Annotated in this window: 10 protein-coding genes and 1 tRNA gene; 4 read left to right on the top strand and 7 right to left on the bottom strand. The window is 37.4% G+C overall.

Going from position 1 to position 12797, the window contains the following annotated elements:
- Positions 1–63 precede the first annotated feature (63 nt).
- A complete protein-coding gene (locus tag G5B32_RS10800) occupies positions 64–2562 on the bottom strand; it encodes a M14 metallopeptidase family protein (RefSeq protein ID WP_165291553.1) in 2499 nt (832 codons plus the stop codon).
- Positions 2563–2685: 123 nt separating this feature from the next.
- On the opposite strand from G5B32_RS10800, the gene G5B32_RS10795 reads away from it, so the two are divergent.
- Positions 2686–3870, top strand: a complete 1185-nt coding sequence (locus tag G5B32_RS10795) for a trans-sulfuration enzyme family protein (RefSeq protein WP_165291552.1) — start codon at positions 2686–2688, stop codon at positions 3868–3870.
- A gap of 61 nt (positions 3871–3931) precedes the next feature.
- Here G5B32_RS10795 and G5B32_RS10790 read toward each other — a convergent pair whose 3' ends face one another.
- From G5B32_RS10790 to G5B32_RS10775, 4 genes are all read right to left on the bottom strand, one after another.
- Positions 3932–5053 carry a TlpA disulfide reductase family protein gene (locus G5B32_RS10790; protein WP_165291551.1) on the bottom strand — a complete coding sequence of 374 codons (1122 nt, stop codon included), beginning with the start codon at positions 5051–5053 and terminating at the stop codon, positions 3932–3934.
- 108 nt (positions 5054–5161) lie between these two features.
- Positions 5162–5995, bottom strand: a complete 834-nt coding sequence (locus G5B32_RS10785; protein ID WP_165291550.1) for a TPM domain-containing protein — start codon at positions 5993–5995, stop codon at positions 5162–5164.
- A 9-nt stretch (positions 5996–6004) separates the two neighbouring features.
- A complete protein-coding gene (locus G5B32_RS10780) occupies positions 6005–6439 on the bottom strand; it encodes a TPM domain-containing protein (RefSeq protein WP_165291549.1) in 435 nt (144 codons plus the stop codon).
- A gap of 89 nt (positions 6440–6528) precedes the next feature.
- The gene (locus tag G5B32_RS10775) at positions 6529–7107 is read right to left on the bottom strand and encodes a LemA family protein (protein WP_165291548.1); all 579 of its coding nucleotides are present in this window, start codon (positions 7105–7107) and stop codon (positions 6529–6531) included.
- Positions 7108–7270: 163 nt separating this feature from the next.
- Between G5B32_RS10775 and G5B32_RS10770 the strand changes: the two genes are divergently transcribed.
- Together G5B32_RS10770 and G5B32_RS10765 are read left to right on the top strand one after the other, a co-directional pair.
- Positions 7271–8812, top strand: coding sequence for an NAD(P)/FAD-dependent oxidoreductase (locus G5B32_RS10770; RefSeq protein ID WP_165291547.1), 1542 nt, complete (start codon positions 7271–7273; stop codon positions 8810–8812).
- 99 nt (positions 8813–8911) lie between these two features.
- Positions 8912–8984 (top strand) — tRNA-Gly (locus G5B32_RS10765).
- 32 nt (positions 8985–9016) lie between these two features.
- Here the strand turns inward: G5B32_RS10765 and G5B32_RS10760 are convergent.
- The gene (locus tag G5B32_RS10760) at positions 9017–10270 is read right to left on the bottom strand and encodes an MFS transporter (protein WP_165291546.1); all 1254 of its coding nucleotides are present in this window, start codon (positions 10268–10270) and stop codon (positions 9017–9019) included.
- Positions 10271–10430: 160 nt separating this feature from the next.
- Here G5B32_RS10760 and G5B32_RS10755 point away from each other — a divergent pair, with 160 nt between their 5' ends.
- Complete coding sequence (locus tag G5B32_RS10755; protein ID WP_165291545.1) at positions 10431–11399, top strand: energy transducer TonB; 969 nt, start codon at positions 10431–10433, stop codon at positions 11397–11399.
- A gap of 67 nt (positions 11400–11466) precedes the next feature.
- Here the strand turns inward: G5B32_RS10755 and sufD are convergent, their stop codons facing one another.
- The gene (gene sufD, locus G5B32_RS10750) at positions 11467–12774 is read right to left on the bottom strand and encodes a Fe-S cluster assembly protein SufD (RefSeq protein ID WP_165291544.1); all 1308 of its coding nucleotides are present in this window, start codon (positions 12772–12774) and stop codon (positions 11467–11469) included.
- Between the last annotated feature and the right edge of the window lie 23 nt (positions 12775–12797).

The following is a 12797-nucleotide window of genomic DNA, read 5'->3' as shown; positions in this document are numbered from 1 at the left end:
CTCCCAACAAATACTTTTTACTGTCCTTAATATTTTTATAGTTAATTATTAATAATATTCTTTTTAATCCACTTGAAACAAAGCATTCGCCATTATTAGCTTTCCTGAATCCCAAAAATTACGGAACAAAACATTGTCTGCTAAATATACTATAGAACCAGCCCCCAGAGACTCCGTCCCAAAGACTAAACCATTCTTAATTTGCTTACTCAGGTTCTGTCCCACAAAGCCACTCATTAAGGCATTTTCCTTGATATAACCAACATTCCAACCTGCCCCATCTTTAAAATATTGGTATAACGTACCATTAGTACGAAGTGTATAATATTCTTTTGCCCCATACATTAACGGATGAGTAGCATCAAAATCTACTTTATAGATAGCTCCCGCAGTATATTCTTTCAACGATTCACGCTCACGTTCCGCATAAGGTTTCAATGGATTTTCTTTGGCTCTTAGCGTCGTGTCTTGCTTCATCGGTTTCAATTTTATCCAAGGTTGAGCCGACAATTGCGAAACTGAACTTTCCAAGGCTATAACTTTTCCACCCTTACGAATCCAATTCGCAAAACTTTCCGCTTGCGTCTTATCACGCAAGAAAGTATAGGTACTACTCGGCATAATAAACGCATCTATTTCAGACCAATCAATGCGTTCCATTTCTTTCGGGTTGACTAAGACTATTGGATATTGAAGATCTTTATCAAAATAATGCCACACTTCTCCTACATTTAAGGCACGCATGCCTTCTCCCGCTAACATCAAAACTTTAGGAGCTTTTATCGTTTTCACATCAGCACTTCCAAAATCTTTTGCCCCCTCAATTATTCCAGAACTAATAGTATGCACTTTGACCGCATGTTGATCCGCTATTTCTTTTAACGATTTCTTGATATTAACAGATTTATTATTCGAAGACATAATAAGCAAAGAACCACTAGGAAAGTCTTCTCCATTCAATTTGAAAGCATGCTCTGAACGTTTAACGGTAATTTTCTTTTGAAGAAGCGCTGCAAGTGTCTTTGCTGAAGCAAAACCATCCCATTTTATGGCGTAACCAAAGCTATCCCCAATAGTATTGCTCACTTTATCCAACTTATAAGGGATAGTAGCACCAACTTTTGTAGAGCTCGCTATCGCCGGTAATCCGTAGACATAAGGTAGGGACCAACCTGTGATATCATAAGTCAATGAATCCACCAATTTAGCTTCGGGCTCAAATAGTACACGAACTAATGCCGCCTTAGGCTGGTTTCCCGGCACGACCAAGTCTTTATCTTTTGCGTTATAAGTTGTGCTCTTTTTAGTAGCGTATTCTATACCCTTAAATGCCCCCTGTGCAGTATAATAACGAATCTTATTTTTATCCAAAAGCTCCATTAACGAACGAATCTTTGCCTCATTCGCGGGCTCGTGCTTGATGACATAACTCTGATAAGAAGCTAAGGTTCCGTCATTGGCTTGTTTATAGAATTTCTTAAACTCTTCAACTACTTTTGACGCATTTTGCGATACGACTTCCACTAAATTCATTCCCGAAGCATGATGCTGAATTGCTCTATCCACTAGCGTAAGGGTATCCTTTTGGTCAGTGTATACTCCTAGACCCGCCGAACTATTTCCAGCCTTTTCATACGTCATTCCGATAGAACCCGAATAAATAGGATAGGTATCACCATACGATGGATAAAATAAATCGAAACGTTCTTTGGTAAAGTACAACCAACCTTGTTGGTCAAAGTATTTTGCATTGTGCTTACCAATTGTTCCTTGAAATTCACGTTGCCATGGTGTAATGACCTCATGTAAAGGCTCTGCCGCTGGCGGAAAATAATATGGGGCATTAATACCCATTTCATGAAAATCAATATGAATATGCGGTAACCACTCATTATAAATCTTAATTCTTTGCTGACTTTCACTTTGCGTCTGCCATGCCCAATCACGATTCAAGTCAAAATAATAATGATTTACACGACCTCCTGGCCACGGCTCACTGTGTTCTCTAGCATACAAATCGGGATTATATGTCACTCCTATGATTCCGTTCTGCCAATTGTTATAACGCTCTGTTCCGTCAGGATTCAAGCAAGGATCAATTATTATCAGAGTATTTTCTAACTGTGCCTTAGTCGCAGTATTATTGGGATTCACTAATTGATATAATGTCATCATCGAAGACTCCATGGAAGATGTCTCATTCCCATGTACATTATTACTCATCCAAACAATTGCAGGCATATCCACAAGTTCTGCATTGCCTGTTTCTTCTCCAGCAAGCTGTAAGTTATTTTTACGAATCGCTTCCAGTCTAACTATGTTTTTGGAAGATGATACAAAAAACACATACATAGGTCTGCCTTCTACTGATTCCCCATATTGTTGATATTTTACTTGTTGGGGAACTTGCTCTGCAACATATTTATAATATTCTAGGACTTTCCAGTGTGGGGTAATCTTCGTTCCAATTTTTCTTCCAAGATATTCTTCTGGCGATTTAATTTGCGCCCAAGATGTAGTAAAAAGACAAATTGCTAAGGCTAAGGTTAGTATATTTTTCATATCAGAATTAAGATATGTGCAATATATAAATAATTATTTTATAATTTTTAATGCTGCTATAGGTGAAAATACTCTATCAAATTCATAGATATTTTATTAGCTTTGGGGAAAGACCTATACGAAATGAGACAAACAGAAACTAACTTAATACATACGGGCGAAGAATTTAATAAAACCAAAGCTGTAGTCACTCCAATATATCAAACATCCACTTATTTTGCTGACGAAAATTTAGATGAGTATATAGCCGCAGCCACAGAACCAAAACATCCAGAATTTTATCATAGACACGGTAATCCAACAAACAGTCAGGTAGCTGCGATTATTGCCAAACTCGAAAAAACAGAAGATGCACTTGTGCTTGCTACAGGCATGGCAGCCATTAGTACAGCTATTTTAGCGGTTGTAAAAGCGGGGGATCATATTCTAGCACAAAATGCACACTACTCTGGAGCAACGCTTTTCTTAAAAGAGTTTCTTTCGGAATATGGTATAACGGTAACACATGTGGATCAAACAAACAATCAAGCTTTTGCGGAGGCTATCCAGCCGAACACCAAGCTTATTTATATTGAGACACCTTCTAATCCAAACTTAGATATTACAGATTTAGAATTTGTTGGTCAGTTGGGTAAAGAAAAGGGAATCTTAACGATGGTAGATAATACCTTTGCCTCTCCCATCAATCAAGTGCCAGCAGAGTTTGGCATAGACGTAATACTGCACAGTGCGACTAAATATTTGGGTGGACATTCGGATTTGACAGCGGGAGTTATTTGCGGAAGCAAAGAATACATTCAAAAAGTATGGAGACGCTCCATCACTTTAGGCGCAAGTTTGAGTCCTTTTGATTCCTGGCTATTATTGAGAGGTTTGAAAACCTTGTCACTTCGCGTCAATCAGATAAATTCTAATGCTTTGGCTTTGGCCCAATGGCTTGAAGAAAATCCTGCAATAAAAAAGGTTTCCTACACAGGCTTGCCTTCGCACCCCCAACACGAATTGGCGAAGAAACAACTAAAAGGCCACACAGGAATGCTGTGTATTGAGGTTGCTGGGAAAGACGAAGCTGACGAATATAAAAATGCGCAGACCATCTTGAGTCATTTACAACTCTTTGCTAATGCAGCCAGCTTGGGAGGAGTAGAATCATTAGTTGTGCATCCTGCAAGCATGTGGGGTTCGCATCATTCTTCGACGCAAAAGAAGGTTTCGGGAATTACACGAGGCATGTTACGTATTTCGGTAGGTATTGAACATATTGATGACATTATAGCCGATTGGGAACAAGCTATAGCTAAGATATAAAAGCAACAAAGCCTTTAGATTTTTCTAAAGGCTTTGTTTGTCTAGTATTATTTTCTGAAAACTAATTTAAAATCTCAGCTAATTTATCTTCTAAGGCTTGTCCTCTCAAATTAGAGGCTACAATTTTACCATCTTTATCCAATAAGAAGTTTTGAGGAATACCGCGCACAGAATATAATTTTACTACATCTGACTGCCATCCTTTTAAATCCGAGACGTGTGCCCATTGCCCTAATTGGTCATCTTCAATAGCTTTAACCCAAGCCTCTTTTTTACCAGGATTGTCTAATGATACACCTAGAATAGTAAAACCTTTATCTTTGAATTTGTTGTAAGCAGCTACAACATGTGGATTTTCCTGACGACAAGGACCACACCATGAAGCCCAAAAATCTAACAAAACATATTGACCTCTCAACGACGATAAAGCAATCTCTTTACCATCTGGATTTGGCAAGGTAAAATCAGGAGCTACTGCACCAATTGCTACACTACGAAGGTTGTTAATTTTCTCTGCAATTGCTTTACCTTTCGGACTATTTTGCAAATCAGCTGGAAAACCTTTTAAGTACCCCTCATATTCTATAACATTTTCAGCACTTAAACCTTGATCAATTATGTTTAGAGCGATATAACTTTTAGAGCTTTTTACATAATCCTTTTCAATCTCTTCCATTTTGTCATATAAAGGCATTATTTTATCACGCAAACCATTTACAAAGTTTTCGTCTTTTTTCTGCTCTTCAGTCGCTTGTTCGAATTCTTTATTAACCGCTGCAATTGCTTTTTCAGTTTCTTGCTTTAAGGCTTTAAATTTTACATATTCCTCATTAACAGAATTTCCCGATAACTTTGCAGTTTTGATAGTCTCACCTTCAAGATTAATAACACCTTTCGAAAGGTAAACGGTTCCATAATCCGGAGATCTTAATTCTCTAAGACTCTTTCCTTCAGGAGAAAGAATTACGTAAGCTTCTACGGGAGAAGCTACAGACCCATTAAGCGTGAATTGTCCATTTTTTACTTCTGCAGAATCTAATTTTCTAGCAGAACCATCTACATATTGTAGATAAACTTTAGCAGGTGCATTATGTGTTCCTATCTTTCCTTTTAGGGTATAATCTTCCTGAGCAAATGCGAATGCTGGAATACCAGCAAGAAATGCGAATAAAATATTTTTCATTTTTTAATTAGAATACGTTCTAAAAATCTGTTTAATAACCAAATATATACTTTTAAAATAAAGATTAAATTAGTGTATCAACAATTTTAACAACTGTTAACTTTTACACTACCACCGACCGCTAGCGCCACCACCGCCAAAGCCTCCTCCTCCGAAACCACCAAAGCCACCGCCCGAGCTTCCGCCGCCAAAACCTCCGCCGAAGCCACCAAATCCACCACCACTACTTCTTTTAGAGCCACCGCCCATACCATTTAGTAGCATCCACCAGAATAAATCATTAGAACCCTTTCCATCAATCATCTTGCCTCCACGATTATTACCGCCACCTCCTTTGGATATTAAAGCAAAAATGATAACGATAATAATGATAACCATTATACCGCTAATTCCTCCACCTTCATTAGATGCAGAATCCTTTCTTGTTTTCTCTTTGTATTCTCCTTTGGTATAAGAAATAATAGAATTCGTCGCATTATCCAATCCTTTAAAATAATTTCCTGAGCGGAAGGCTGGTTTAATGTCGTTTTCGATAATACGATACGCAATAGCATCAGGCAAAGCTCCTTCTACACCATATCCTGTCTGAATGGTTACGGCACGATCGCCAATAGCAGCCAGTAACATTACGCCGTTATTATATTTCGCTTGTCCCACGCCCCATTTTTGAGCTAATCGAACAGCATAATCTGCAACGTCATACCCATCAGTGCTATTCACTAATACCACGGCTATTTGCGTAGACGTCGTATCATTAAAAGCTACTAACTTACGCTCCAAAGCATCCTTTTCTGTCGGAGACAAAGAATTGGTATAATCTGTAACAATAGTTCGTGATACTTCGGGCAAATCCTGCGCTTGTACACTTCCCAAAATACAAACGCTTAACACTAATGCTAGGATTAAATGGTAATAGAACTTTATTTTCGAAATTGTAAGCATATCTAAATATTAGTTACCAAAGTGTATTTCATTAGGTAATTCGTTAATGTCATCTTCTTGACGGGGGAAATAATGATGAAGTTGTTCTCCTGCATCATGTATCCCAACGACTAGTCCCGAAGCATAGTTTCCCTGTCTAAAATAAGCAAGCATCTTCTCTTTAGTAGTCTCCCAAAAATTTTCCGGCACAACTGAGTTAATTCCTGCATCACCGATTATGGCAAACTGATGATCCGCGACAGCCAGATAAAGCAATACGCCATTGCGAAGTTTAGTCTTGTGCATTTCGAGCTCTTCAAAATATTTTTTTGCTTTATCAAAAGCTTCAATACCTTCCCCTACTACATTTTCCACCACGACACGAATTTCACCAGAGGTCATGTTTTCGGCGACACTTACAGCGTGCACTACACGCTCTTGCTCTTCTTCATTTAAAATAGCCATCTTAGCTTATAAATTAAAAAAGATGAATACAGTCACCGAAGCTGCTGCTATATTCATCTTTATGTGTTATGTATTAAGGATAGAATATTCTAGAAAGAAACTTCAGGTGCTTTATCTGAACCAGCTGCTGCCTGGAAAGTTCCTTTAGCTTTGAATCCAAAAATTCCCGCCATAATGTTATTCGGGAAGCTACGAACTGTAGTATTATAATCCTGAACAGCTTCGTTGTATGCTCTACGCTCTACCGAAATACGGTTTTCTGTACCTTCTAACTGCGCTTGTAATTCTTGGAAATTAGAATTTGCTTTCAAATCTGGATAAGCTTCTACACTAACTAACAAACGTCCGATAGACTGAGAAAGCGCATCTTGAGATTGTTGGAATTTAGCAATTGCTTCTTCTGACAAGTCGTCAGGATTTACCGTCACAGAAGTCGCTTTAGCACGCGCTTCCACTACAGCAGTCAATGTTCCCTGTTCATGTTGCGCAGCGCCTTTTACTGTAGATACTAAATTCGGGATTAAATCAGCACGTCTTTGGTATGCGTTTTCTACCTGAGCCCATTTACCTTTTACATTTTCATCCTTAGAAACCATAGTATTGTAACCACAAGAGCTAAATGAAAGTGCTGTAAATAAACCAACTAAGACAAATAATAATCTTTTCATGTGTAATAAATTCAAATCTGTTTCACTAAAAATACAAATTACTTTTTAAATATTATGAATATCCCTTTCAAAGGCAATACCAAAATCGTGTAAAAACAAAGCCTGTGCCTAAAATTTTGTAACTTTGCAACAGTTTTGGGATAAATACCCAATGAAATAATTTATGCAACAAGAAATCGAATTGGCCATTGGTCCTGACCATATCTACAATGAGGACTATATCATCCAACAAGGCGTTCACAAACTCAAAATTTCGCGAAACAAAGTCAAAGGAATCTATGTCCGAAAACGCTCTATTGATGCGCGTAGCAGACAGGTAGTTTACAGAATACGTGTAGTATTTTATATCGACGAAGAGCCACAAGTGGAAACTTTTACCTCAGAATTGAAGTCCGTAAAAGACGCTAAATCTGTTATTATCATTGGCGCTGGACCAGCAGGATTATTTGCAGCTTATCGCTGTCTGGAACGAGGTCTTAAACCTATCGTCTTAGAACGCGGTAAGGCTGTGCGTGATCGTCGTCGAGACTTAGCAAAAATAAACCGAGAAGGTATCGTAAACCCTGAATCGAACTATTGTTATGGTGAAGGTGGCGCAGGAACTTACTCGGATGGAAAACTATATACTCGTTCCAATAAACGTGGAGATGTACAAAAAGTCTTATCCATTTTTGTAGAGAATGGAGCGGATGAAGATATTCTCATCGATGCAAGACCGCATATCGGCACAAACAAATTACCGCACATAATCGAAGGAATGCGTAATCGTATCTTGGAAATGGGTGGTGAGGTCCATTTCGGCACCAAAGTAATCGATATTATCGAACAATTTGGTCAAGTGAAATCCGTAATGACTGCTGATGGTAAATCCTTCGAGGCTGATCATGTAATCCTAGCAACAGGACACTCCGCAAGAGACATCTTTGAATTATTCCGTCATAAAAATTGGTTATTAGAAGCCAAACCATTTGCATTAGGTGTACGTATCGAACATCCACAGGAAATTATCGACCAAGCTCAATATCACTGCAGTACACGTCATGAAAACTTACCGCCAGCTTATTATAGCCTGGTAGAGCAAGTAAATGATCGGGGTGTATTCTCTTTCTGTATGTGTCCTGGAGGTATTATTGCTCCATGTGCCACAGATCATGATGAAATCGTAGTAAATGGTTGGTCTCCTTCCAAGAGAAATAACCCGCACGCCAATTCTGGAACCGTAATTCAGATCAATCTGGAAGATGTACCCAATGCCGCAACGGATCCTTTTGCCTTATTAGAATTCCAACGTAAAATTGAACAGCAAGCATTTCAGCTTGGAGGTGGCAATTTAGTCGCTCCTGCACAACGTATGGTGGATTTTGTAGAGAACCGTGTTTCTAGAAATTTGCCGGAAAACTCTTACAAGCCAGGAACGAGATCTGTAGATTTAAAGGAAGTATTGCCAAACTTTGTACATCAAGCGCTACGTGGTGCATTGCCTATTTTTGGAAAGAAAATGAAGGGTTATTATACGAATGAAGCTATTTTAGTTGGAGTAGAATCACGCACATCATCTCCAGTTCGTATTCCACGTGATAAGGACTCCTTGCAACATCCACAAATCAAAGGTTTATACCCGTGTGCTGAAGGTGCTGGATATGCTGGTGGTATCGTTTCTGCAGCTATTGACGGTATTAATTGTGTGGATGCTATAAAAATTTAAGTCGCTAAAAATTAAGTGAATTAGAGTTTTTTGATATAATTTTTAAAATTAGGACTTGACAAAACCTAAAAAAGCCTTATTTTTGTATCACAAAACCAAGCGAAAGTAGCTCAGTTGGTAGAGCACAACCTTGCCAAGGTTGGGGTCGCGAGTTCGAATCTCGTCTTTCGCTCTAAAAAGCTTCTCAAATTTGAGAAGCTTTTTTTATTTCTCTTCCTCTGATGATAATTCTATTTTTCTGTTCTTCCCTAAATTCATTACCGCAGGTGTAACAAAGGATAATAATCCAACAAAACACATGGCTGAACCACCAATGATAAAAGCATTGACCACACCGATTTCGTCTGCTATCCAACCTGTAAAAAGCAAACCAATAACACTTGGAATAATAGCAAAGCTAAAATACATGGAGAAAACACGACCTAAAAATTCAGGTTTGATTTCTTCTTGAATAATCGTCATAAATGAGGCATTAAAGAAAGACATTCCAATTCCACCCAGTGTCGTAATAGCCACAAATACCCAAAACAAATCACCACTTATCCATCCTGAAAAAACAAAAGTTACCCCTAAGAAGATATGCATGGCATTGACCAAGATTACTTTTGACACAGAACCTTTCCATGCGCTCAATATTCCACCACCAACTAACATACCAGCACCCCACATTACTTCGATGATGCTCATCTCCCATTTGCCCCCTGCAAAATGTTCAATTGTCAATAATGGATACATAATGGCAACAGGCATCACAAAAAATGTTGTAAGCATAGCATAAACGAAAAGGAGATACAGCCCCTTATTCTTATGGATCTCCCCAAAACCTAATTTAAGATCCATTAATACAGTAGAAATATTATTTTCTGCAGTTGGTTGCGCATTTAATTTTGGAATAACCACAAACATCAAAGAAACTATAGCTAGCATGGCACCTATAACATCTAAATACAACACTTTAGAAATGGGCATATACGTAATAGCTAAAGTACCTACAGCAGGACCAGCTATCATACTGACAGATTGCAACATCTGATTAATGCCCGAAACTTTTAATAACTTTTCTTCAGGAACAATCAAAGGAGCAATTGCCTGCATGGCTGGCGTATGAAAAGCTTGCCCTAACGAACGACAAACAAGCAGTGCATATACAAAAGCTAAATTCGCCTCCCCTTCTACAAAGGCAAATGACATCATGAAAGTACACAATGCAATAAAAGCATCTGCGTAAATCATAACCTTTTTTCGATCCCAACGATCAATATATACTCCCGCGAATGGTCCTATAATTGCTTGTGGTAATAAGCCAGCAATACCAGCAAACGCCAATACTTCCGCCGATTTATAATGTAAACTCAAATATATGATTACTGCAAAATTTACTGCCGAGCTCGTTAATAAGGAGACAAATTGCCCTATCCAGATGTATATATATGTTTTGAACCAAGATTCTTTAGGCATAATAGATTATATTTTTCCAAATATAATACAGAAGAGTTTAATAGATCATTAGCCGTTGAATAATTAGTCTTTTCTTGCCTGAGATAAGAAATTAGAAAACGTAAAATTTAACTTCAAAACATTATATTTACATAAAATGAACTAAAAAATAACTCTTAGTATGAAAAGAATATTTCTTACTACACTAATTCTAATGTTAAATTATCTTTCATATGGACAATTATCATTTACTACCTTATATACTAAAGAGGGTAAAGAGACTAAAAATATAGAAGAAGCCTCCTATTATAGAGAGCTTTCATTATTGGAAAACACGCAAGTACGCGTCATAGAGAAGTATATTCAACCTAATAAAACTAAACTTCTAGGCACATTCCCCAGCTTTAAGGAGAAGAAATTTATAGGAGAAAAGCTTGAGGCTTATGAAAATGGTAAAATAAAATATAAAGAGCTTTATAGCAATGATGGGGTCTTAATTGATACGGCTTATTATTACCACCCAAACGGAAAACTTAAGATTGCCTATAAATATCCTTATACCATTGAGAAAAACTCGACTAAAGTAACAGACACCTTAATTTTAGTGTACCATGATTCATTAGGAAATAGACATCTATTTAATGGTAATGGGTATGCCGAAATAGAATATCGAAATTCGACAGTTGAAAAAGGAAATTACAAAGAGCACCAGCGTATCGGAAATTGGACAGGCTCATTCATGGATGGAAAATATACCTTTGAAGAAAGCTACGACAACGGAAAACTTATTTCTGGAATTACTAAAGATTCTACAAATAAAGAATACGCTTATGATCAAAAAAACTTTATGATTCAGCCAGCCTACCCTGGGGATATAATTGCGATAAGAAAATTTATAGCATCCAATTATAGTTACCCGCGAGAAGCAATACAAAATAAAGTAAAAGGAACAGTAAGAGTTTCATTTGTGGTGGATACCGTTGGAAATATGGTAGAAATGAAGGTGGACGAGGATTTGGGATTTGGTACAGGAGAAGCCGCCATTAAAGTGTTGAAAAAAGCTAAAAAATGGACACCAGGCTATATGAGAGGTGTTTCAGTTCGTGTAGCCTACTCATTGCCTATTAGACTAGATATGTCTGGCAGTTAAAGGCAAAAAAAACCGTCTAAGAATCGCTTCCTAGACGGTTTTTAAAAATATAAAACTACACTACTAATTATTTTCTTTCTAGTCCTTTTGCTACTAAATCTTCCACATAATTTCTTATGGCTTCATTAGAGAAACGTGAAGTCACATCAAAAGCAAAAGCGTGTACCAGTAAAATACGTGCAGATTCTTCGCCGATACCTCTTGCTCTTAAGTAGAACAAAGCATCATCATCGAATTGTCCCATTGTACAACCGTGAGAACATTTCACATCATCCGCAAAGATTTCCAACTGTGGCTTAGTGTACACTGTAGACTTGTCGCCAATCAACATATTGTTGTTTTGTTGGAAAGCATTTGTTTTTTGCGCATCCAAACGAACGAAAATTTTACCATTGAATACTGCAGTTGATTCATCTTGAGGAATGTTTTTGTACCATTCATAAGATTCACAGTGAGGTTTCAAATGGTCTACAATGGTATGGTTATCTACCAATTGTTTATCTGCTAACAAATTGATACCGTACAAATGTGATTCTACATTCTCTGCATCCAAACGCACATTGATATTATTACGTATAAAGGTAGCACCAGGGAAATTACAGTTGTAATTATTGTACAAGCTGTATTTCGTTTGATATACTTCTGTATGGTTGATGTAATTACTTACCGAATCCGCTACTTGAAGATAATAGTGTTGAACTTTCGCATTCTCATCTACTACAATCTCTGTTACTTTATTGTGTAAGTTTTTCGCTGTATTTTCTAAAGTGATAAAAGATTCAACGATTTCAACTTCCGCGTTAGCTTCTACGACGAATAAGTTTCTTGTTTGGGAGAAAAATTCTTCACCACCAGTCGCTACGTGAATGATATGCAATGGTTTAGAAACTACTTTATTTTTACCAACTGATAAATAAATACCCGAAGTGTATAAACCCGTATTCAATGCGACCAAAGCATTATCAGTTTTATCCGCGTATTGTGCGAAGTGTTTTTGGAAATTAGCTTCTTCTACAGCTTCCTCGATTGGTTTTACTGTAACACCAACTTCATCTTCTAAAGAAGAAAAAGCCAATACATATTGACCGTTAATCAATACGATACGGTGTGCATCCAATTCTGGAATATCCGCTTTGCTTAAATCCAAATTAGCCACATCCACATCTTCATTCAACAAATATGTTTTGTTGACTAAAGAATGAATGTTTGTATATTTCCATTCCTCATTCTTAACAGTTGGAAAACCTTCTTTTTCAAATTTTACGAAAGCTTCTTGACGAATAGCTTTTAATGAAGCAGGTTCGTTCGTAGCTTCTAATTCTTGAAAAGTAGAAGTTAACTGTTCCAATAAAGAGTTTACTACTGTTGTACTCATGTTATTTGTTATCAATCCGCTCA

The organism is Sphingobacterium sp. SGL-16, from assembly GCF_011043515.1.
Classification (GTDB): Bacteria; Bacteroidota; Bacteroidia; order Sphingobacteriales; family Sphingobacteriaceae; genus Sphingobacterium; species Sphingobacterium litopenaei.
The sequence above is the reverse complement of the archived record's forward strand: the minus strand, read 5'-3'. Positions and strand labels throughout refer to the sequence as shown.

What these genes read in the sequence shown, in the direction of transcription:
- G5B32_RS10780 (WP_165291549.1), bottom strand. Translation starts at nt 6,439, where the DNA reads ATGGCTATTTTAAATGAAGAAGAGCAAGAGCGTGTAGTGCACGCTGTA.
- G5B32_RS10785 (WP_165291550.1), bottom strand. Translation starts at nt 5,995, where the DNA reads ATGCTTACAATTTCGAAAATAAAGTTCTATTACCATTTAATCCTAGCA.
- G5B32_RS10790 (WP_165291551.1), bottom strand. Translation starts at nt 5,053, where the DNA reads ATGAAAAATATTTTATTCGCATTTCTTGCTGGTATTCCAGCATTCGCA.
- G5B32_RS10755 (WP_165291545.1), top strand. Translation starts at nt 10,431, where the DNA reads ATGAAAAGAATATTTCTTACTACACTAATTCTAATGTTAAATTATCTT.
- G5B32_RS10760 (WP_165291546.1), bottom strand. Translation starts at nt 10,270, where the DNA reads ATGCCTAAAGAATCTTGGTTCAAAACATATATATACATCTGGATAGGG.
- G5B32_RS10800 (WP_165291553.1), bottom strand. Translation starts at nt 2,562, where the DNA reads ATGAAAAATATACTAACCTTAGCCTTAGCAATTTGTCTTTTTACTACA.
- G5B32_RS10775 (WP_165291548.1), bottom strand. Translation starts at nt 7,107, where the DNA reads ATGAAAAGATTATTATTTGTCTTAGTTGGTTTATTTACAGCACTTTCA.
- G5B32_RS10795 (WP_165291552.1), top strand. Translation starts at nt 2,686, where the DNA reads ATGAGACAAACAGAAACTAACTTAATACATACGGGCGAAGAATTTAAT.
- G5B32_RS10770 (WP_165291547.1), top strand. Translation starts at nt 7,271, where the DNA reads ATGCAACAAGAAATCGAATTGGCCATTGGTCCTGACCATATCTACAAT.
- sufD (WP_165291544.1), bottom strand. Translation starts at nt 12,774, where the DNA reads ATGAGTACAACAGTAGTAAACTCTTTATTGGAACAGTTAACTTCTACT.